Raw genomic sequence first — 19,890 nt, 5'->3', positions numbered from 1 at the left:
CGGGCCTCGGGTCCGGACCGATCGACGCCGACTTTCTCGCTCGCCCCGCCGTCGAGGTGGCCCGGGCGCTGCTCGGCTGCACGGTGCGCTCCGACTGCGCCGGCGAGCGGACGGTCGGCCGGATCGTCGAGACGGAAGCCTACACCGGACCCGAGGACGACGCCTGCCACGCGGCGGAGCGGATCGGCCGCACGGCGCGCAACGCGCCGCTGTTCGGAGCTCCGGGCACCGCGTACATCCACCGGAACTACGGCATCCACTGGCTCCTGAACGTGGTCACGGGACTGGAAGGCTTCCCGGCCGGCGTCCTCCTGCGAGCCGTCGAGCCAACCGAGGGTCTCGACGTCATGCGCCGCCGCCGCGGTCGCGCCGAGCTCACCAATGGCCCGGCGCGCCTCACCCAGGCGCTCGGAGTAGGCCCCGAAATGCAGGGGCACCGGCTCGACCATCCTCCGCTCTCCCTGCATTGGGGAGAATCCGTCCCGGAGGCTGCCGTCCGGGTCACGACGCGGATCGGGATCTCGCGCGCGGCGGACCAACCCCTCAGGTTCTACGATCGACGGAGCCGCTGGGTCTCGAAGCGCTGAGAGGGGAGGAGCTGAATGGCCGAAATCGCTCTGCAGGAAGTCGGTACGTACGGCTTCGCCTCGCTTCTCCCCCCGCTGCTGGCCATTGGGCTCGCGATCTACACGCGCCAGGTCTTTCTCTCCCTGGCGGCCGGCATCTGGCTCGGACACACGATTCTCGCCGGCTGGAACCCGGCCGCGGGCGCCGCGGGCGCGATCGATGGCGCGATCGGCGTGCTCGGCGACGCGGGCAACGCGCGGGTCATCGTCTTCACGTTCCTCATCGGCGCCCTCATCGCCACGGTGGAGGCGAACGGCGGCATGCGGGGTTTCGTGCGCTGGGTCGAGGAGGCCCGGTGGGTGACGAACGCCCGGCGCGCGCAGGTCATGGCCTGGCTGATCGGGATCGTCGTCTTCATCGAATCGAATCTCACGATCCTCGTCGCGGGCTCCGTGTCCCGGCCCCTCTTCGACCGCTTCCGGATCTCGCGGGAGAAGCTGGCCTACATCGTCGACTCGACCTCGGCGCCGGTCTGCATCCTCATCCCGTTCAACGCGTGGGGCGCGCTGGTTCTGGGGATCCTGTCGGAGCAGGGCGTGGCCAACCCGCTCGGCGTCTTTCTCATCGCGATTCCGCTCAACCTCTATGCCGTCGCGGCCCTAGTGCTCGCGGGCCTGACCGCCTTCCGGGGCTGGAACTGGGGCCCGATGAAGAAGGCAGAGGCGCGCACGCGGGACGGGCGTCTCCACTGGGACCATGCCGTGGCGCTCGCGGACCCGGAGGAAATCGCGCCGCCGCCGGCCGAGGGCGTCGTCCTCAAGCCTCGCAACATGCTGATCCCGATCGCGGCGATGGTCGTCTCCATGCCCCTGTTCATGTGGGTGACGGGTGGCGGCGACATCAGGGAGGGCTCGGGCTCGACGAGCGTGTTGTGGGCTGTGATCGTCGGGCTGGGGCTGGCCTGGTTCCTCGCGCTCGCCCAGCGCTCCCTCAATCTGGAGGGCCTGAGCCGAGTCGGACTGAAGGGGGCGGGAGCGCTCACCGGCATGGCGGTCGTGCTCTGGCTCGCGCTGTCGCTCGGCGACGTGACGAGGTCGCTGGGGACGGGTCTCTATGCGGCGGGCATCGTCGGAGACACCTTCCCGCTCATGGCGCTGCTGCCGCTGGTGTTCGTCGTCACGGGCGGGATCGCCTTCGCCACCGGGAGCAGCTGGGGGACCTTCGCGATCATGCTCGCGGTGGCCATACCGCTCGCGAACGCCCTCGGCCTGCCGCCCGCGCCGTTCGTGGCGGCGGTGCTTTCGGGCGGCATCTTCGGCGACCATTGCAGCCCGATCAGCGATACGACGATCATCGCTTCGCTCGCGTCGGCCACCGATCACATCGAGCACGTCCGCACGCAGATTCCCTATGCGCTCGTCGCGGGAGGGATCGCGACCGCGGGCTTCGCCGTCGTCGGGACGATGATGTGAAGCACGTCCTGCCCGTCTCGTGGACGGAGAACGACGGCCGCGGGCGCGTCGGCGGAGTGGCCCTGACGGAACTCGCTGCCCGATTCGGGACGCCCCTGGTCGTCGTCGACGAAGGCCACCTGGAGGATCGCCTCTCCCGCTTTCGCGCCGCTTTCGGAACGGACGCCGGACTGACGTACGCCGGCAAGGCCTTTCTGTGCGGGGCCCTCGTGCGGGTCCTGGACCGGGAGGGCTGGCTGGTGGACGTCGTCTCCGGCGGGGAACTCGAACTTGTGCGGCGAGCCGGCTTTCCGGGACGGAACGTCATTCTGCACGGCAACGCAAAGTCGGCCGTCGAGTTGGAACGGGCCATCGGGTACGGCGTGGGACGGATCGTCATCGACCATCCGGACGAAATCGGGGATCTGCGGAGAGCCGCGGCCGCGACCGGCGCCGAACATCGTCCCGACCTGCTCCTGAGGCTGAACGTGGATCTGACCCCGGAGACGCACGAGAAGGTGCGAACCGTGGGGCCGGGCACACATTTCGGGATGTCGCCGTCCGTCGCGGCGTCCGTCGCGCGCCGGATCGCGGGCGCGGGTGAGTGGCGCCTTGCCGGGGTCCACATCCACGCCGGCAGCCAGATTCGGGATCCCGCGCTCTTCTCCAGGGTCGCGGAGGCGGCGGTGGATTTCGTGGTGCCGCTGCGGCTCTGTTTTCCGGAGACGGTCGACCTGGATCTCGGGGGAGGGCTCGCGGCGCCCTATCGCGCCGGGGAAGAGGTGCCCTCGCCCCGGGAGTACGCCGAGGCGCTGGAGGCCGGCCTGCACCGATCCGAGGCGGAGGCGCAGCTTGGCGCGTACCGGCTCATCGTCGAACCGGGCCGATCCGTGATCGCGAACGCCGGTCTCACCCTCTACACGGTTCACGCGCGGAAGCGTCTCGAAGGGGCGGAGGAGGCACTGGCCGTGGACGGCGGGCTTTCCGACAACCCGCGCCCGTCGCTGTACGGGGCGAGCTACGAGGTGCTGAACGCCTCGCGCGGGCGCGGCGAGGCCGAGCGGTCGTTTCGCGTCGTGGGACGGCACTGCGAGTCGGGCGATGTGATCGCGCCGGCGGCGACGCTGCCCGGCGACACCGCCGTGGACGACGTGCTCGCCATCCCGGGCACCGGCGCCTACGTGTTCGCGATGTCGAGCCGGTACAACGGGGTCGGACGCCCCGCCGTGGTCTTCGTGCGGGCCGGAAGGGCGCGGGAGGTGGTTCGCCGCGAGACGGACGACGACCTCCTGGCGTGCGACCTCTCGCTCGGCGGTCCGGCGGTCGGCCCGCTGCGCCCCACGACCCGGGAGGCTGTACGCACATGAGTGACGAAGGGCACCCCTTCGCCGGACTCGGCCTCTCCCCCGACCTCGTCGAGGCGGTGGCAAGGGCGGGCTACGTGGAGCCCACCGGGATCCAGCGCCAGGCGATCCCCGCCATCCTCGCCGGCCACGATGTTCTCGGCACCGCGCACACGGGTACCGGCAAGACGGCGGCCTTCACCCTTCCCGCCGTGCAGCGGCTTGCGGCCACGGAGCCGTCCACGGCCCCGCGGGGCCTCGTCATCACGCCGACGCGCGAACTGGCGCAGCAGGTCGGGGCGGCGGTCACGGCATACGGCGGGTCGTCCTCCATCGAGTCCGTCGTCGTCCATGGCGGCACCCCGCTCGGGCCCGAGAAGGCGGAACTCTCGTTCGGGTGCGATGTGCTCGTGGCCACGCCGGGTCGGTTGCTCGACCACATCAAGCGCGGGAACGCGGACCTGTCCCGCGTCGAGGTCCTCGTGCTCGACGAAGCCGACCGCATGCTCGACATGGGGTTCATCGACGATGTGAAGGAGATCGTTCGGCACACGCCGGACGACCGGCAGACGCTCCTCTTCTCGGCGACGATGCCCGATGGCGTCCGATGGCTCGCCCATCAACTGATGACCGACCCCGAAGAGGTACAGGTGGGTCGGGAGACCGCGGCGGAGGGCATCCGCCAGGTCCTCCATCCGGTGGACTGGTCGCAGAAGCACGCCCTCCTTCATCACCTGCTCGGCGAGTGGCCGGAGGGGCAGGTGCTCGTCTTCACGCGCACGCGGGTGACGGCGACCTACCTCGCCGACTATCTGCGGTCGCACGACGTCGCGGTGGCGGGACTGCACGGCGGCAAGCACCAGGACCAGCGCGACAAGGCGCTGCGCCGCTTCCGCGAAGGTTCGATCCGCGTCCTCGTCGCCACCAACGTGGCCGCGAGAGGTCTGGATATCCGCGGCATCCGCCATGTCGTGAACTTCGACGTGCCCGAAGACCCCAGAGACTACGTGCACCGCGTCGGCCGCACCGCGCGCGGCGACGACACCGGCGACGCGATCACGCTCATGGCCTCGAGCGACTGGGTCGAGATCAGAGCGATCGAACGCCTCCTGGGCGACACGATCGAGCGCCGCGTCATCTCCGGCTTCGAACCCGACGTGGAGCCGCCGCCCCCGGAGGCGCCGGAGGTCGAGCGCCCCGAGCCCACGGCCCTGAGGCGCGGGATCCGACGCCGGCGATAGCTTCGGTCCGGCTTTCGCCACGTGCATGGCGGGGTCCATATTCGGCTGTCGGCTCGCTCGGTTCCTACCCCGGAGGATTCCATGATGTCTGTCGCTCTCGGCTCCCGCTCCCGCCGCAACGCCCTGACGCCCCGCGTCGCGCTCGCGGCGCTGCTGCTCCTGGCTTCGCCCCCGGTCGTCGAAGCCCAGCGCACGGCCAAGCCGGTCCTGCACGGGCGCCACTGGATGGCGATCACCGGCAAGCCGCTCGGCGCCACCGCCGGGGCGCGCATGTTCCACCAGGGCGGAAACGCCGTGGACGCGGCCGCCGCCATGCTCGCCGCGACCTCCACCATGTGGGATGTGCTCTCGTGGGGAGGGGAGACGCAGGCGCTCGTCTATCATCCGGGAGAACGGCGCGTCATCGGCGTCAACGCGCTCGGCGTGGCGCCGACCGGCGCAACCCCCGACCACTACCGCGCGGAGGGACACGAGAACTTTCCGCCCGAGGTCGGCCCGCTGTCTGCCGTGACCCCCGGCACGCCCGGCGGGCTCATGACGATGCTCGCCGAATGGGGCCGACTGAGCCTCGCCGATGTGCTTCAGCCCTCGATCGAGATGGCGGACGGATACCCGATCGAAGCGGACGCGGCGCGCCGCATCCGGAATTCGGCGGACGATATTCGGCAGTGGCAGTCGTCCATGGATGTCTACTTCACCCACCCGGACGACGCGGAGAACCCGGGCCCGCGGGAGGGCGAGATCTTCCGGCAGCCCGGTCTCAAGCGGACGCTCGAACGCCTCGTGGAAGCCGAAGCCGAGGCGCTGGCGGGAGGCGCCAGCCGCAAGGAGGCGATCCAGGCCGCCTACGACGCCTTCTACCGGGGCGACATCGCGGCGGATTTCGTCGCGGGCGCGCAGGCGGCCGGCGCGCTCATCACGATGGAGGACATGGCGAACTGGCAGGTCCACCTGGAGGAACCCGTCACCGCGAACTACAAGGGGATCGACGTCTACAAACTCACGACGTGGGTCCAGGGGCCCGTGATGCTGCAGGCGCTCAACATGGCCGAGCAACTCGATCTCCAGGCCATGGGATACAACAGCGCGAACTACCTCCACGCGCTCTATCAGGTGATGAACCTCTCCTTTGCCGACCGCGACTTCTACTACGGGGACCCCTACTTCCCGCCCGCGGAGCCGATCGAGGGACTCCTCTCGAAGGACTACGCACGGGCCCGGCTCGAAACCATCGACTGGGACCGGAACGACCCGAACGCGGGGCCCGGCGATCCCTATCCCTTCCAGGGGGAGGAGAACCCCTTCGCCGACCTGCTCGAGCGCTGGGGGACGCGGGCCGCCGTCACGACGGAACAGGGGGTCGAACTGTCGCTGGAGGACCACGCGACGCTCGATGACGATTTCTATCTCGGCACGACCTCCGTACAGGCGGCGGACGCCGAGGGTTGGGTCGTCTCCATCACGCCCTCCGGCGGCTGGATCCCCGCCGTCGTCGCCGGGGAGACGGGGATCGGGCTCTCGCAGCGGGCCCAGAGCTTCGTCCTCGACGAGGCGGACAACCCGTACAACGTGATCGAGCCCGGCAAGCGCCCGCGCGCCACGCTCACGCCGGGGATGGCGCTCAAGGACGGCCGTCCCTTCCTCTCGTTCGCTGTCCAGGGCGGCGACGGGCAGGACCAGAATCTGCTCCAGTTCTTCCTCAACGTGGTCGAGTGGGACATGAACGTGCAGCAGGCGGTCGAGGCGCCGAACATGAACAGCTTCCAGATGCGCGGTTCGTTCGGCCAGCACGAGACGCGCCCGGGGCGGATGCTCCTGCAGGACGCGACACCGCCCTGGATCCGTTCCGCGCTGGAGTCGATGGGATACGACCTGACCTTCGCGGAGCGCACGTCGGGGCCGATCAACGCGATCTTCTTCGACTGGGAGAACGACGCCTTCTGGGGTGGATCGAGCCACCACGGCGACGACTACGGCATCGCATGGTGACGGCTCGCTATTCGCCGCGCTCCATCACGTCGAACAGATCGTAGCGCCCCGGTGAACGGTCGCGGCTGGCCGAGCCATCGGCTCCGCCGCGCGGACCGCCCCCGTCCCCTTCGGCGGGCCGGAGTTCGCCGGGGTCCGCGGGTCGCCGCAGGTGCCAGTCCGTTGCGCGCTGATACGCCGCGATGACGGCGAGCAGGTGGTGCTCCGCGTAGGGTTCCGCGCCGAACATGCCGCCGATGGGCCTCGGGTATCCCGTCGACCCGGTCTCGAACCCGATCGGGAAGCCGAGGAGCGGCAGCCCCACCATGTCGAAGGGGTAGGGCGCGGTCTGCGTTACCAGGTCGCAGCGGCCGAACACCTCGTCGAGGATCTCCCTCAGGAGGACGAGCCGGGCCCGCGAGCCCCGCACGTACTCCGTCGCGGGAAGGAGCAGCCCGTTGATCCATGGCGCGAGCGAGACGCCGAACTTCCTCACGTCATCCCGAAGGTGTTCGAGGAAGATCTCGGAGCGCTCCGGGAGCCGCACGTTGTTGAAGTTGAAGCTCGTCAGCGTCTCCCAGTGGGTCGGGAAGTCGAGTTCGACGAGTTCCGCTCCCATCTCCTCGAGGGTCGCGAGCATGCGCCGCCGCGCCTCCGCCGTCGCCACCTCGCGACGGTACGCCGCCTGCGTCCGCTCCCGCCGCGGGAACGAACTCCCGATGCGGTCGACATCGGGGTCCGGGTCGGGCCCGGGATCCCCGGGCGGCTCGGGCTCGTCGAGAAAGCCCGGCAGGACGCCGATCCGCACCGCCCCTCCGCGCTCCGGATGCGTAAGCGCGCCGTCATCCTCGCGTACCGCCCCCAGGTAGTCCGGGACCGGCGGCAGGCCGAGGGACCGGGGGTCCGCGGGGTCCGGCCCCGCCATGATCTGCAGCATCAGCGCGGCATCGACCGCGTCCCTGGCCAGGGGGCCCGGGTGATCTCGCGTGTAGGTGAGAGGGAGGATGCCCTGCAGCGAGACCCGGCCCATCGTCGGCTTGATGCCCGTCAGGCCCTGGGCGTTCGAGGGGTTCGTGATCGAGCCGCCCGTCTGCGTCCCGGTACTTGACGCGGCCATGCGCGCCGCGACCGCCGTCGCCGACCCGCTCGAGGACCCGCCGGGGCTCACATCGTCGTGGTGCGGTGCCCACGCGTTCACCGTCGTGCGCTCTCCGGTGGGGGTCGAGGCGGCCGTCGTCGCGAGCGGCCCCATCTGGGTCTTGCCGAGCAGGATGGCGCCCGCATCGCGAAGCCGGGCCCACGAGGTCGCGTCGAAGTCCGGTACGAAGTCCGCGAAGATGAACGAGTTGGCCGTCGTGCGGACCCCGGCGGTGAAGTAGTTGTCCTTGATCGCGAGCGGCACGCCCGTCAGCGGTGCTCGGCCGCGCGTCCGGTCGGCGGTCCGGGCCGCCTCGAGCGCGGCCTGGGAAACCACGGTGTTGAACGCCTGATAGCGGAGGTCCCACCGGCCGATCCGCGCGAGATACGCCTCCACGAGTTCGACCGCGCCGACATCGCCGTCGCGAAGGAGCCGCGCTGCCTCGGCGAGTGTGAGTTCGGTCAGCTCCGCAGGTTGCGGCCGGCCCGCCGGCGGAAGGTTCAGCTCGTCAGGGGGTCCGGCCGCGGCCCGGCTTCCCGCTCGGGTCTTGCCGGAGAACCGGGACCCCGCGTTGGAGATCGCGCCCAGGGTTGCGGGGGTTGCTACGGCCGTCGCGGTCAGCGCCGTCATCCGCTCGAGGAAGCGGCGCCGGTTCACCTCACCCACGGTTCCGCGTGCTCACTTCGGCGGGATAGATGGCGGGCGCCGGCCCCATGGGGTCGAGCTCGAAATCGGCGATGGCCCCGGGCGTCGACCGCAGGAAGCGCCGTGCGGACGCCATGATGCGGCGTTGATCGGCCGGCGCCTCCTCGTCGTCGGCGGGGAGCACGGAGAGATCGACCCCGAGCAGTGCGAGGCGCGTGCGGATATGCGCGTCGAGTTGTTCGTCCGTCACCTCCTGCGACGACGTGACGGAACGTGGCGGAGTGGATCGGCGGGCCATGGCGCCTCCGTGGGAAGATGTTCGGAAGGATCATGACTTCGATGTTCGCCGCGCGCCACCGTCGCCCGTTCCGCGTGCGCCAGAGGGGTTTGCCGCGAACCCGAAGCCGCACTAACGTTCACGAAGACGGATGCAGGGCCATATTTCTTGAGCCAACAATTGCCCATAGAGTCTCCGATCCGGAGGCGGACGTCATGCCCTGCGGGGACGGCGAAAACCGATGGGAGGGGCCGAACCGTGTTGCGGAGGGCTTCAAGAAATCACCTTGCATCCGATTCTACAGGGGGGGTGACCCACGGGTCGCCCCTTTTGCATCCCGGGCGGTACGGGGCGGCGGGGGGCGGTACGGGGCGGCGACATGTTTCTTGAACTCGCCGAGGTCCTGGACTGTCCCGACTGCGAGGCGTCGGCCGGGCTCGTCGCATTCGTCGACCAGGCGGAGTCGCGTCGCGTGGTCGAGGGACGGCTGGGCTGCCCCCTGTGCGAGATCGAGGTGCCCATCCGTGGCGGGACGATGCGGTTCGATCTTTCCGATGCCGCGCGACGCGCCACGCCGTGCGCCGGGACCGAGCACCCCGCCGGGGAGACCGCTCCGGAGGCGGCACCGCGTCTCGCGGCGCTGCTGGGCGTGAGCGACCGGGCGGGCATGGTGGTGCTCCTTGGCCCCGGGCTCGCCGCGCACGCCGCTGCGATCGCCCGCCTTGGAGACCGTCTCGAGGTACTCGTCTGGCTGCCGGACCCCGGCGACCGTTCCCGCCCGGCCGTCGTGGCCGTCGAGGATCTCGTTGCCGGCGTCGATCCTCTCCTGGGCGCCGCGCCGCACCGCTGGCCGATCCGCTCCGGCGCACTGCACGGCATCGCGCTCGCGGCTCCCATTGCGCTCCCAATGTCCGAGGTCACGCGTTGCGCACGGCCCGGCGCGCGCCTCGTCGTGGAGACTCCGACCCCTGCGGACCTCGACTCGCTCGCCGCGTCCGAGTTCGCGGGAGTCGCCTCCGACGCCACCGTCTGGGTCGGTGAACGCAGTCAGCAAGTTGCCACGGCTTGACAAAAAAGTTGCCACAGCTTGACAAGACGCTATAATTCCCCGTTGTCGCCAGATGTGTGGGGTGTGTGGAACGGTGGTCGAGTGAGATGTAAGATCCAGCTCGCTCTGGGGAGGTGGCATGGGTGGCATGGTGTGGTGGAAGATCTGGGACAGTGACGGACGGCGCCGACGGAAGCAGCCGGACTTCTATGAGGAAGGCGTGGAGTTGGTTCGGCAGGAGCTCTACCATGAGGCGCTCATCTCGTTTCGTCTCTCCTTGAAGTACAATCCGCGGCATCCGGCCACGCTGGAACAGATGGCCGTGGTGTACACGCACATTGGACTGACCGATGATGCGGTCCGCGCGTACGGGGCCGCCCTCGAGGAGCGCCCGCGCAGCACGGCGGCGCACTACGGCCTGGCGTTCCTCCTGTTGAAGAAGGGCGCCGAGCGGGACGCCTCGCGCCACCTTCAGGAGTTTCTGGCCTACGCGCGCGGAGACCGGGAGGAACCGAGGCATCTCGAGCATGCCCGGCGCACTCTGCAGCGGCTGGAGGTGCCGGTCGCGGAATCGGTCGCGCACTAGCGGCCCCGCACCAGCGTGCAAGCCTCGAGCCCGCTCCCGGACGACTATCGGCCCGGCACCCTGCCGGACCTCTTCCTCGACGGGCTCTCGCGGCCCCGGGATGATGCGGCGCGGACGCGGGGAGCGGACGGCGTCTGGGTTTCGACCTCCACCGAGGAGATCGGACGCCGCGCTCGCGCCATCGCGCTCGGGCTCCGGACACGGGGGTTCGAGGCGGGCGACCGCATCGCGATCCTCTCGCAGACCCGCCTCGAGTGGGCCCTGGCCGACTGGGGCATCGTCATGGCGGGGCTCACCTCCGTTCCCGTCTACCCGGTGCTTCCCGCCGACCAGGTGTGCTACATCCTCGCGGACTCCGGCGCGCGAGCCGTATTCGTGGAAGACCAGGAGCAACTGGACAAGGTCGCGGAGGTAGAGCAGGACCTCCCCGCGTTGAAGCTGGCGATCGCCTTCGGGCCCGTGACGGCGCCCGAGGGGTCCTTGCTCGCCACGATGCAGTTGGACGCCCTCTCCGATCTCGGCGAGTCCGCGCCCGAAGCGCTTGCGTCGACCTACGAAACGCACGCCCGAAAGACGCGTCCGGAGGACCTGGCGACGCTCATCTACACCTCGGGAACGACCGGCGACCCGAAGGGCGTGATGCTCACGCACGCCAACTTTCATTCGAACGCGGACATGGCGCTGCGAGTCTTCCCGATCGACTCCACCCACGTGGCGCTCGCGCTCCTGCCGCTCGCGCACGTATTCGAGCGCACGGTCGGCCACTACATCATGTGGCGAGCAGGGGTCACCGTGGCGTACGCGGAGTCCCCCAACACGGTGGCCCGGGACCTCGGCGAAGTCTCGCCGACCTTCATGGCCGCCGTTCCGCGCGTGTTCGAGAAGGTGCTCGAACGGGCCGAAGCCACCGCCCGGGAGGCGGGGGGCGCGAAGCAGAAGATCTTCAACTGGGCGCGTCGCGTCGGCGAAGCCCGCGCGATGGCGGAACTCGAGGGACGCCGGGTCGGGCCCGGTCTGGGTCTCCAGTCCGCGCTCGCCGACCGTCTCGTGTTCTCGAAGCTGCGCGCCCGCACCGGAGGGCGGGTCCGCTACTTCGTGAGCGGCGGAGCCCCCCTCTCCCCCGCCGTGGCCCGCTTCTTCTTCGCCGCGCACCTGCCCATTGTCGAGGGTTACGGGCTCACGGAGACCTCGCCCGCCGTCAGCTTCAATCCGATCGACGCCATCCGCCTCGGCACGGTCGGGAAACCGATCCCCGGCACCGAAATCCGGATCGCCGAGGACGGAGAGATCCTCATCCGCGGGCCGCAGATCATGGCGGGCTACTACAACAAGCCCGAGGCGACGGCGGAAGCCATCGACGAAGACGGCTGGTTCCACACGGGCGATGTGGGCGAGATCGACGAGGATGGGTACCTCCGGATCACGGATCGCAAGAAGGATCTCATCATCACCGCCTACGGAAAGAACATCGCCCCTCAGCCCGTCGAGGCGGAGATCAAGCGGCACCCGATGGTGGCGGAGGCGGTGATGCTCGGCGACGGACGAAAGTTCCCGATCGTCATCGTCGTGCCCGAATTCGAGGCCGTCCGTCCGGAGTTGCACGGTGTCGAGGAAGCGGCGGACGCCGACCTCGTCACGGACGCCCGGACGCGGGAGATGATCGAACGGGCGGTGCGGGAACGCTGCCGGGATTTTGCGCACTACGAGCGGCCACGCGACCTGCTCCTCGTCCCCGGGCCGTTCACCGTCGAGGGCGGGGAGCTGACGCCGACGCTCAAGGTCAAGCGTCGCGTGATCGAGACCCGTTTCGCCGGCGCGATCGAAGCGCTCTACGAGCGGGCCGAGGACGCCATGAGCGGGCGCGAAAGAGAGCGGGACCGCCCGTGAGCGATGTCGTGGCCGGGCTCGTCACGGGGCCCGACCGCGAACAACTCGTGCGGCTCGGCCGGGCCCTCGTCGACGAACGGCTCATCGCCTGCCTGAACGTCGTCGACCGCGTGACCTCCGTCTATCGATGGGAGGGCGAGGTGTGTGAGGAAGCGGAAGCCCTCGGCATCCTCAAGACGACCGCGGCCCGCAGCGATGCCGTCGAGCGCCGCATCCGCGAACTCCACCCCTACGCGGTCCCGGAGGTTCTCTTCATCCCCGTGGTCGCCGGCTCCCCACCCTACATGGCGTGGGTCACCGAACAGGTGAACGACTAGCCCCGTCTCGCTTCAGCCGGCGGGTCGTTCTCGGAGCGGTACCAGAACCAGAAGACGACGCCCGCCGCCGTCCACAGGATCGTGCCTCCGCCGATCCGCATGATCAGCCCCGCGAGCCGCTGGTCTTCACCTGCGGAGAGCGTGCCCACCGGAGGCGCGAGTTCGTACGTCGCGTAGAAGGGGAGTTCCGCGAACGTCAGGAAGACATACGGCAGCGTCATCAGCACCGTGCTCGCGATCAGATAGCAGATCCGCACGCCGAGCGGAAAACGCGGCCGGTGCGGGATCGGGCTCACGACGGGCCACCAGAAGGCGAGTCCGCCGCCCAGCCAGGCCATGTCGAGCGCGAGCGAGCCTGCCTGCGAGGCCATGAGGCCGTCCACGACCTCCGGCCAGTGCGTCGCGACGACGATCGCGTGGAAGAAGAGCAGCGCGATGAGCGGTCGCGCGAGGAACTCGAGGACGGAGGTGGCCCTGCCGCCGCGCACTCGCTCCAGCGCTTCGCGCGGAAGCCCCGCGATGAGGAGAGGCGGGGCGAGCAGCGCGATGAGGAGGAACTGCACCATGTGCACCGAGGCCAGGTATCCCGAACCGAGCGCGCCCACCGGCCAGTCGAGCGCGACCCAGAGTGCGAGCGCCCCGCCGGCGAAGCGCGCGATCTCGAGTCGCGAGGGCGCGGCGCCGCGGGTGAAGGCGCGATAGGCGAGGCACAGCAACGCGATGAAGAGCCAGACGCCCGGATAGGGGCGCCACGACCAGTCCCACGGAATGCTCTGGGCCGCACACCACCATTGCATCGCGTGGCCTCAGTCGCCGCTCGTGTCCGCTTCGCCCGCCGGCGGTGAAACCGACCGGTGGAGGCGCAGGAGCAGGGGGAGGTCGTGACGCCAGTCGGTTTGGCGCACGCCGCTCGGGTACAGCGCTCGCGCCACGCCGTCGCCCGTGACGGCGACGATCGGCGTCGCGTGTCCCACCAGGTAGGGCTCTCCCGCGCCCGGCGGGGGCGAGGTCTCCTCGATCCGCGCGGGCGGAAGGTGGAATCCGGCCTGGATCTCGTTCACCGTCTCCAACTCCCCGCTGAGGCCGATGAAGGACGCGTCAAAGAGGTCCAGCCAGTCCCGCAGCCGGTCCGGCGTGTCGCGCGCGGGATCCGTCGTCACGAAGACGACTTCGATCTCGCGGCGGTCCGCGTACGAGAGGTCGTCGAGAGCGGCTCCGAGCACCGCCATCTGCACAGGACAGATGTCGTGGCAGTGCGTATAGCCGAAGAAGAGGAGCGTGAGCGACCCCGCGGTCTCCGGCCGGAAGTCGAACCGGCGCCCCCGGGAATCGGTGAGGGCGAACTCCGGCACCTCGAACGGCTGTTCGAGCGCCAGCCCGCGCAGCTCGCCCGTGCCCTCCGTGCGGTCGATCGCCGTGTCGGGTGGGGCGCACGCGAGCACGGCGAGACCGACGCCGCACGCAACGGCGCCGAGCGCGGCGACGCGCGCCGGCCTCATCCGAACAGCCCCCGGAGGAACTCGAGTACCGGGAGGGAATCCAGAATCACGAGCCCGGTGCCGATGCCGGCGCCGAGCAGGTATCCGAGCCGCACAATGAGGTCGAATTCGCGCTGGCTGATATCGCGAACAAGGTGTTCGATCCGCTCGATGGAGAAGTTCTCGATCTTCGTCGAGATACGTTCGGCGATCCGGATCCGCCCCGCCACCTCCGGCACCCGGTTGACGATCCAGTCCCACGCGGGCGCGGCCAGGGTATCCGCCAGCCGTACCGCGGCGTCCTCGCGCACAAAGCGACCGAGCCGCCCGATCGGCGTGTGAAGGAGCCGGTCCGCCATCGGCTCGGCGATCGAGTCGAAGAGGACGCGTCCCGCGTCGGACCGGAAGCCCGCGGCGAGCGAGGCCGCCACACGGTCGGCTGGAACCGCATGCAGCACGTCCGCCCAGCTCCTCTCTCCGAAGCGTTCGAGCAATCCCTCGAGCCGGTCGAGCAGGAAGGCACGCGAGCCCGGGTCCCGTGCCGCCTTCACGAGCCACTCGGCCAACGCATCGAGTGCGCTCTCGACCTGGGGATCGCCCGCGCCGCCGATGACCTCGGAGGGAGGGTGCCGAAGGAACTCGACGACGCCATCGTTGACGTGCCGCGCGATCGCCGTCTGGACCTCCGGTTCGCGCAACACGCCGCCGAGGCGGTCGGCGCCTTCCTCCCGGAGGGTATCGAGTGCGTGCGTCACCGTTTCCTCGGTGACGATGAGGCGGGCCACGACGCGCTGGTGGAAGCGGAGATCCTGCATGAAGCGGTCGAACAGTTCCCCGAGCACATGCTCGATTCGCTCCCTCGCGTCCGGGTCGTCGAGCAGACGGCTCAAACGCTCGATCGCAACCGGGAGATAGTCCTTGATCGCGTGCTCCAGCGCGGCCACGAGCCCCGCGGGAATCAGCTGCTCGAAGGTCCGGTGCGGTCTGAGCAGTTGCCGCGCGGCCTCGTCCAGGTGGCGGCGTACCGTCATCTCGAAGGCGGACGAATCGGCGAGCCGCGCGAGCCAGCCGTCCATCGTGTCGCGGATGGCGGCGATCCGTTCCGGCTCCAGCGTCCGCGCGAGGGATTCGTCGCTCAGCGACTCCCGGATCGACTCGAGGAGGCGCCCGGATTCATCCCCGAAGTCCGGGGAATCCAGCGTCCCGGCCAGGAACTCCCGGCCCTGCCCGAGAATCTGCGTGAGGATTTCGCGGACCTCCACGAGCGCGGCCTCGGGGAAGAGGTCGGCGAGCGCGGGTTGCTCGCCCTCGGTGAGTTCGACCGCGAGTTCCCGCAGTCGCTCCCTGAAGGCGGATTCGAGTTCCCGCAGTTCGGAGGTGATGTCTTCCGGCGTGAGGAGCGCGCCGCCGACGACGCCGCCGACCGAATCCGCCAGCCGCTTCTGATTCTTCGGCACGGCTCCCTGCAGCCAGCGCACGGGGCGGCCCAGGATCTTCGGTGGACGGTAGGGATGAAAGATCATCCACACGGCGATCCGGTTCGTAATCCCGCCCGCCAGGGCGCCGAAGGCCACCGTGACGAGGGCGCGCAGCCAGTCGAATTCCATCAGGGAGATGGCAGCGTGGCGGCAAACCCGTTGAAGTAGAGCACTTCCGTTCCGACGTAGACGATGGCCTCCATGCGGATGAGCGTCCCGTCCCCGGGGTCCGCGTCCGTCAGCGGCCGAAAGCTCCCGCGGACCGTCGTACCGGAGATCTCGAACCGCCAGGCCGGGTCCGACCCGCCGGTCCGACCCGGATCCGGCGATTCGAGCGTGACGTCGCCCCAGGCCGCCTCGATACCGTGGAGCCAGGTGTGGGCAACGGTGGGCTGGCCGATGGTGCCCGCGTGGACGACGAGCCCGTTCCCGAGCGAATCGGCGAACACGAACGTCTGGCCGTCCGTCGACGCGACGGGGATGCTCAGCGCCCGGGCGGCACGACGAAAGAAGAGAATGCCGGGCACGGCCCTGTCGTCCAGCTCCAGCGCCGCGATCCCGAGCGACTCCCGCTGCCCCGTCGGTCCGGTCCAGACGGACACTTCTTCGCCCGCCACGAGACGCACCGACTCCGTGCCTGCGCCCTCGGGTTCGGTGAACAGAAGGCTCACGACCTGACCGGCATCGCCGACGCGCACCGCCATCGCCGGCGTAGGCAGAAGGCGCCACGCCGCGCGGGCCACGGACACCGTGTCGTGCGTCCGAACGAGGGGGCGCCACGCCTCTCCCTCCGCGAGGCGCACGTCGTAGTCGAGGAGCAGGTCCTCGCCCTCGGCCGTCTGATCGAACGAGCCGATGAACGCCGTTCCGTCGTCGGCGGCGAAGAGCAGGTGCGTCAGATAGCGTGCGTCCACCGCCGGCGTGAGCGGCTCGCCGGCGATTTCTCCGCGAGCCTCCGCCGTGCCATCCGGAGGGGGCCCCGCACAGGCGAAGAGGACCAGGGCGGCGCCCGCCGCCCCGGACGGCCATCTCCCGATCACGTCTCCCCCGGCGCGTCCCGCGCGTCCCCGCCGGGAGCGGGGTCGGGCAGCCTGGCGCGCGGTCCCAGGGCCCGGTCGAGCGACTTCAGCATGCGTCGGATCCTTCGCCGGTTCACGCCGAGATCGAAGTTCCGCCGTCGCGCACGCGAGAACGCCTCGACCCGCGTGAGCCCGTTCGCATCCAGGGCGACCCAGATCGTCAGGTCATCGACCCACCGCAGGAGCGGGACCGTACAGCTCACGGAGATGAGTCCGAGGTCTTCGTCGCGGTGCGCGAGTGTCCACAACCAGCGCCGCTTCGCGTATTTGAGCAGTTGGTCCCAGACCCGGGAGAAGGCCACTTCATAGAGGCGAGGTTCCGGGCCGCCCGGCTCACGGGTATCCGCCGAATTCTGGTGAAACCAGCGGGAGAGCCCGCTGGTCTGACCGCCGTCGGGAGATGCCTCCGTCACCTCGAAAACCCTCTTTCTCCGGTTGCCCGCGTCCGCCGCGGGCGGATAGCTTGGCGGTCCGCGGGGCCCGGTTGGCCCGGGCTCCCGGCCCCCGCAGACGGCAGGACCACTCTCCCGAAACTCTGACGGCTAAACATGCAGGCCATAATACCGTTGGCGGGAATGGGTACAAGGGTCCGTCCCCATACCCACACCCGTCCCAAACCCTTGCTCCGCGTGGCCAATCGCCCCGTGCTTTCCTACGTTGTCGAGCAACTCAGAGCCGAGGGCGTCGACGAGTTCATCTTCATCACCGGACACCTCGCCGGTCAGATCCGGGCCTTCATGGCCGAGGAGTTCCCCGGCCTCCCGGTCACCTACGTGGAGCAGGCCACCCAGCGGGGGACGGCCGACGCGGTTGCGCTGGCGGAACCCTGCGTGACCGGGCCGGTCATCATCGTCTTCGTGGACACGCTCTTCGATGCCGACTTCAGCGTGCTGCACCGCCACGCCTCCGCGTCCGGCATCATCTGGGCCAAGGAGGTCGAGGACTACCAGCGGTTCGGCGTCATCCTCACGGATGAAGCCGGATACATGAAGCGGATCATCGAAAAGCCGTCGGAACCCGTATCGAAGCTCGCGAACATCGGCGTCTACTACGTGAAGGATCATGAGCTGATGTTCGAGGGGGTTCGCCATGTGATGGACCGGGATCCCGGGCTCGGGGAGTTTTTTCTCACGGACGCCTTCCAGTACATGATCGACCGTGGCGCACGTCTCCATACGGCGGAAGTGGGCGGCTGGTTTGATTGCGGGAAGCCCGAGACGCTGCTCGAGACGAACCGGGCGATGCTCGAACGCGGGCACGGAGGGGATCCGGATCTCCCGGACTCCGTCGCCGTCGACGGGGCCATCGCGGTCGCGGCGGACGCCATCGTCGAGACTTCGGCGGTCGGCCCCAACGTGAGCGTGGCATCCGGGACCCGGGTCCGGGGGTCGCGCCTCCGCGACACGATCGTCGGCGCGGACAGCGTCATCGAAGACTGCGACCTCGTAGATTCGCTCGTCGGGGACCGCGTGACGCTGCGCGGCGTGCGCGGAAGAGTGAACGTGGGCGACGACGGAGTCGTCGAAGGCGAGCGGACGTGAGCCAGGACGAACTCATATACGATTGGAACGCGCTTCCGGGGAGCCACGACTACGAGGCGACCCGGGTCGAACTCGATGACGAGACGCTGCGCGACGGCCTCCAGAATCCGTCCGTCAAGGACCCGCCCATCGAGAAGAAGATCGAACTCCTCCACCTCATGGTGGACCTCGGCATCCACGCGGTCGACATCGGCCTTCCGGGCGCCGGACCCCGCGCCTACGAGGCGTGCCTCGCGCTGGCCCGGGAGATCACCGAATGCGAACTCCCGATCGAGGCCAACGCGGCCGCCCGCACGGTCAGGGCCGACATTGAACCCGTGGCGCGCGTCCAGCAGGCGACCGGTCTGAACATCGAGGTCGCCACCTTCATCGGAAGCTCGCCGATCCGCCAGTACGCCGAGAACTGGGATGTCGACCAGATCCTCTATTCGACGCGCGACGCCATCGGGTTCGCCATCGGCGAGGGACTCGACGTCATGTACGTGACTGAGGATACGACGCGGTCGCGGCCCAGGACGCTCGCCCGGCTCTTCTCGGCCGCGGTCGAGGCGGGGGCCCGGCGGATCTGTCTCGCGGATACCGTCGGTCACTCGACGCCCCACGGCGTGCGGCGACTCGTGCGTTTCGCGAAGGACATCGTGGCCGGCACGGGAGAGTCCGTGAAGATCGACTGGCACGGACACCGGGACCGCGGCTTCGGGCTGGCGAACGCGCTCGCGGCGATCGAGGAAGGTGTGGACCGGGTGCACGCCACCGCGCTCGGGATCGGCGAGCGGATCGGCAACGTCGAGATGGATCTGCTGCTCGTGAACCTCCACCTGCTCGGGACGCACAATCACCCGATCGACCGCCTGTCGGACTACTGCCGGCTCACGGCGGAGATGTGCGGAGTCGAGGTGCCCCACAACTACCCGGTCATCGGCGACGACGCCTTCCGGACGGGGACCGGCGTACACGCGGCCGCGATCATCAAGGCCATGCAGAAGGGGGACGGCTGGCTGGAGGACCGCGTCTACAGCGGCGTCCCGGCTTCGATCGTGGGGCGGAAACAGACCATCGAGATTTCTCCGGTGTCCGGTCTCAGCAACGTCCGCTTCTGGTTGAGCCGGCACGGATACGACGCGGGGGACGAGGCGCTGTGCGAGGCGGTGTTCGGGCTCGCCAAGAAGTGCGATCACACGCTCTCGCAGGACGAAATCGAAGCCGAGATCGCACGCATCGAGGCGGCGCGGGCATGAGACGGCGGACGGCGTCGTCCTGCGCGCTGGCTCTTCTCTCCGCCGGGGCGCTGGCGGCCGAGCAGCCTGCGGTCGACGACCCTCCGGCGGTGCCCGCGGGCGTGCCCGTCGTCGTCCTCCCGGTGCAGTCGGCCCTGCCGGACCCCGGAGGGACGTGGATCGGGGGGACGGGGAGCGCGGAGCGCACGATCGACCTCCTCAACGCCGAGATCGAGTTTGCGTTCGGAGAGGAAGAGGGGGCCGCACACTGGGCGCTCGCACCCGCGGTGGAGGCTCGCCTCGCCCGCAACCCGACGATCGGCGTCGACCCGGGGCGGCTCGCCTACCGGGGCCTGCTCACCGCGCCGGATTCCCGGGCGCAACTCTACGAACCGCTCCACACGCAACTCCGCCAGGTGGCCGCCCTCTTCGGAGCGCGCCTCGTCGTTCTGCCGCTCGCGGTCTCGTATCGGGAGCGTCGGGCCGTTCTGCACCTCGCGATCATCGACGTGCGGCGCAGCGCCGTCCTCTGGCACGGCCCCGTCGCGGGCGCGGTCGCGGAGGCCGCATCTCCCTTCGCCCTCACCACGCTCGCGTTGCGCGTGGCCGATCAACTCGCACCTTCCTGA

The 19,890-nt window shown here is 69.7% G+C and carries 19 protein-coding genes; 12 read left to right on the top strand and 7 right to left on the bottom strand.

Going from position 1 to position 19,890, the window contains the following annotated elements:
* Window positions 1–56: 56 nt before the first annotated feature.
* The 5 genes from ACQY5G_RS00505 to ACQY5G_RS00485 all read left to right on the top strand — a co-directional run bounded on the left by ACQY5G_RS00505 (window position 57) and on the right by ACQY5G_RS00485 (window position 6,591).
* On the top strand, window positions 57–587 hold the full coding sequence (locus ACQY5G_RS00505) for a DNA-3-methyladenine glycosylase (protein ID WP_428275989.1): 531 nt from the start codon (window positions 57–59) through the stop codon (window positions 585–587).
* A 15-nt stretch (window positions 588–602) separates the two neighbouring features.
* Window positions 603–2,039: a Na+/H+ antiporter NhaC family protein gene (locus tag ACQY5G_RS00500; protein WP_428275987.1), complete on the top strand. Its 1,437-nt coding sequence runs from the start codon at window positions 603–605 to the stop codon at window positions 2,037–2,039.
* Entirely contained in the window at window positions 2,036–3,385 is a 1,350-nt protein-coding gene (gene lysA / locus ACQY5G_RS00495; protein ID WP_428275985.1) for a diaminopimelate decarboxylase, read from the top strand. The genes ACQY5G_RS00500 and lysA overlap by 4 nt, the downstream gene beginning before the upstream one ends.
* Window positions 3,382–4,602, top strand: a complete 1,221-nt coding sequence (locus ACQY5G_RS00490; protein WP_428275983.1) for a DEAD/DEAH box helicase — start codon at window positions 3,382–3,384, stop codon at window positions 4,600–4,602. Before lysA ends, ACQY5G_RS00490 begins: the two co-directional genes overlap by 4 nt.
* An 84-nt stretch (window positions 4,603–4,686) precedes the next feature.
* The gene (locus ACQY5G_RS00485) at window positions 4,687–6,591 is read left to right on the top strand and encodes a gamma-glutamyltransferase family protein (RefSeq protein WP_428278620.1); all 1,905 of its coding nucleotides are present in this window, start codon (window positions 4,687–4,689) and stop codon (window positions 6,589–6,591) included.
* A gap of 7 nt (window positions 6,592–6,598) precedes the next feature.
* Here the strand turns inward: ACQY5G_RS00485 and ACQY5G_RS00480 are convergent, their stop codons facing one another.
* Both ACQY5G_RS00480 and ACQY5G_RS00475 read right to left on the bottom strand, forming a co-directional pair.
* Complete coding sequence (locus tag ACQY5G_RS00480) at window positions 6,599–8,374, bottom strand: amidase (protein ID WP_428275981.1); 1,776 nt, start codon at window positions 8,372–8,374, stop codon at window positions 6,599–6,601.
* Window positions 8,367–8,651, bottom strand: coding sequence for a hypothetical protein (locus ACQY5G_RS00475; RefSeq protein WP_428275979.1), 285 nt, complete (start codon window positions 8,649–8,651; stop codon window positions 8,367–8,369). The genes ACQY5G_RS00480 and ACQY5G_RS00475 overlap by 8 nt, the downstream gene beginning before the upstream one ends.
* Window positions 8,652–9,009: 358 nt before the next feature.
* Here ACQY5G_RS00475 and ACQY5G_RS00470 point away from each other — a divergent pair, with 358 nt between their 5' ends.
* From ACQY5G_RS00470 to cutA, 4 genes are all read left to right on the top strand, one after another.
* Window positions 9,010–9,699 carry a hypothetical protein gene (locus ACQY5G_RS00470; protein WP_428275977.1) on the top strand — a complete coding sequence of 230 codons (690 nt, stop codon included), beginning with the start codon at window positions 9,010–9,012 and terminating at the stop codon, window positions 9,697–9,699.
* Between the two features lie 118 nt (window positions 9,700–9,817).
* On the top strand, window positions 9,818–10,264 hold the full coding sequence (locus ACQY5G_RS00465; RefSeq protein WP_428275976.1) for a tetratricopeptide repeat protein: 447 nt from the start codon (window positions 9,818–9,820) through the stop codon (window positions 10,262–10,264).
* Between the two features lie 15 nt (window positions 10,265–10,279).
* Window positions 10,280–12,151, top strand: a complete 1,872-nt coding sequence (locus ACQY5G_RS00460; protein WP_428275974.1) for an AMP-dependent synthetase/ligase — start codon at window positions 10,280–10,282, stop codon at window positions 12,149–12,151.
* Window positions 12,148–12,468: a divalent-cation tolerance protein CutA gene (gene cutA / locus ACQY5G_RS00455; protein ID WP_428275972.1), complete on the top strand. Its 321-nt coding sequence runs from the start codon at window positions 12,148–12,150 to the stop codon at window positions 12,466–12,468. The genes ACQY5G_RS00460 and cutA overlap by 4 nt, the downstream gene beginning before the upstream one ends.
* Here cutA and ACQY5G_RS00450 read toward each other — a convergent pair.
* Genes ACQY5G_RS00450 through ACQY5G_RS00430 form a run of 5 tightly spaced genes read right to left on the bottom strand, consistent with a single transcriptional unit; the run spans window position 12,465 to window position 16,916 of the window.
* A complete protein-coding gene (locus ACQY5G_RS00450; protein WP_428275970.1) occupies window positions 12,465–13,265 on the bottom strand; it encodes a cytochrome c oxidase assembly protein in 801 nt (266 codons plus the stop codon). The two genes, cutA and ACQY5G_RS00450, sit on opposite strands and share 4 nt — an antisense overlap.
* Window positions 13,266–13,274: 9 nt before the next feature.
* Entirely contained in the window at window positions 13,275–13,967 is a 693-nt protein-coding gene (locus tag ACQY5G_RS00445; RefSeq protein WP_428275968.1) for an SCO family protein, read from the bottom strand.
* Window positions 13,964–15,553 carry a DUF445 domain-containing protein gene (locus ACQY5G_RS00440; protein WP_428275966.1) on the bottom strand — a complete coding sequence of 530 codons (1,590 nt, stop codon included), beginning with the start codon at window positions 15,551–15,553 and terminating at the stop codon, window positions 13,964–13,966. Before ACQY5G_RS00440 ends, ACQY5G_RS00445 begins: the two co-directional genes overlap by 4 nt.
* A complete protein-coding gene (locus tag ACQY5G_RS00435) occupies window positions 15,553–16,464 on the bottom strand; it encodes a hypothetical protein (RefSeq protein ID WP_428275964.1) in 912 nt (303 codons plus the stop codon). The genes ACQY5G_RS00440 and ACQY5G_RS00435 overlap by 1 nt, the downstream gene beginning before the upstream one ends.
* Window positions 16,461–16,916 carry a DUF1499 domain-containing protein gene (locus ACQY5G_RS00430; protein ID WP_428275962.1) on the bottom strand — a complete coding sequence of 152 codons (456 nt, stop codon included), beginning with the start codon at window positions 16,914–16,916 and terminating at the stop codon, window positions 16,461–16,463. Before ACQY5G_RS00430 ends, ACQY5G_RS00435 begins: the two co-directional genes overlap by 4 nt.
* 135 nt (window positions 16,917–17,051) lie before the next feature.
* Here ACQY5G_RS00430 and ACQY5G_RS00425 point away from each other — a divergent pair, with 135 nt between their 5' ends.
* Genes ACQY5G_RS00425 through ACQY5G_RS00415 form a run of 3 tightly spaced genes read left to right on the top strand, consistent with a single transcriptional unit; the run spans window position 17,052 to window position 19,890 of the window.
* Window positions 17,052–18,044 (top strand): sugar phosphate nucleotidyltransferase, encoded by a 993-nt coding sequence (locus tag ACQY5G_RS00425; protein ID WP_428275960.1) that lies wholly within the window; start codon window positions 17,052–17,054, stop codon window positions 18,042–18,044.
* Window positions 18,041–19,282: a LeuA family protein gene (locus tag ACQY5G_RS00420; protein ID WP_428275958.1), complete on the top strand. Its 1,242-nt coding sequence runs from the start codon at window positions 18,041–18,043 to the stop codon at window positions 19,280–19,282. The genes ACQY5G_RS00425 and ACQY5G_RS00420 overlap by 4 nt, the downstream gene beginning before the upstream one ends.
* Window positions 19,279–19,890 (top strand): hypothetical protein, encoded by a 612-nt coding sequence (locus tag ACQY5G_RS00415; protein WP_428275956.1) that lies wholly within the window; start codon window positions 19,279–19,281, stop codon window positions 19,888–19,890. Before ACQY5G_RS00420 ends, ACQY5G_RS00415 begins: the two co-directional genes overlap by 4 nt.

The sequence above is a fragment of the Candidatus Palauibacter sp. genome, assembly GCF_965261555.1.
In the GTDB taxonomy this organism is placed as follows: domain Bacteria; phylum Gemmatimonadota; class Gemmatimonadetes; order Palauibacterales; family Palauibacteraceae; genus Palauibacter.
Note: the sequence above shows the minus strand (reverse complement) of the source record. Positions and strands in the feature narration are given on the sequence as shown.

Excerpts from the sequence above, each read along its gene's own strand:
- ACQY5G_RS00500 (WP_428275987.1), top strand. The coding sequence starts at position 603 with ATGGCCGAAATCGCTCTGCAGGAAGTCGGTACGTACGGCTTCGCCTCG.
- ACQY5G_RS00490 (WP_428275983.1), top strand. The coding sequence starts at position 3,382 with ATGAGTGACGAAGGGCACCCCTTCGCCGGACTCGGCCTCTCCCCCGAC.
- ACQY5G_RS00485 (WP_428278620.1), top strand. The coding sequence starts at position 4,687 with ATGTCTGTCGCTCTCGGCTCCCGCTCCCGCCGCAACGCCCTGACGCCC.
- ACQY5G_RS00475 (WP_428275979.1), bottom strand. The coding sequence starts at position 8,651 with ATGGCCCGCCGATCCACTCCGCCACGTTCCGTCACGTCGTCGCAGGAG.
- ACQY5G_RS00470 (WP_428275977.1), top strand. The coding sequence starts at position 9,010 with ATGTTTCTTGAACTCGCCGAGGTCCTGGACTGTCCCGACTGCGAGGCG.
- ACQY5G_RS00465 (WP_428275976.1), top strand. The coding sequence starts at position 9,818 with ATGGGTGGCATGGTGTGGTGGAAGATCTGGGACAGTGACGGACGGCGC.
- ACQY5G_RS00450 (WP_428275970.1), bottom strand. The coding sequence starts at position 13,265 with ATGCAATGGTGGTGTGCGGCCCAGAGCATTCCGTGGGACTGGTCGTGG.
- ACQY5G_RS00445 (WP_428275968.1), bottom strand. The coding sequence starts at position 13,967 with ATGAGGCCGGCGCGCGTCGCCGCGCTCGGCGCCGTTGCGTGCGGCGTC.
- ACQY5G_RS00440 (WP_428275966.1), bottom strand. The coding sequence starts at position 15,553 with ATGGAATTCGACTGGCTGCGCGCCCTCGTCACGGTGGCCTTCGGCGCC.
- ACQY5G_RS00425 (WP_428275960.1), top strand. The coding sequence starts at position 17,052 with ATGCAGGCCATAATACCGTTGGCGGGAATGGGTACAAGGGTCCGTCCC.
- ACQY5G_RS00415 (WP_428275956.1), top strand. The coding sequence starts at position 19,279 with ATGAGACGGCGGACGGCGTCGTCCTGCGCGCTGGCTCTTCTCTCCGCC.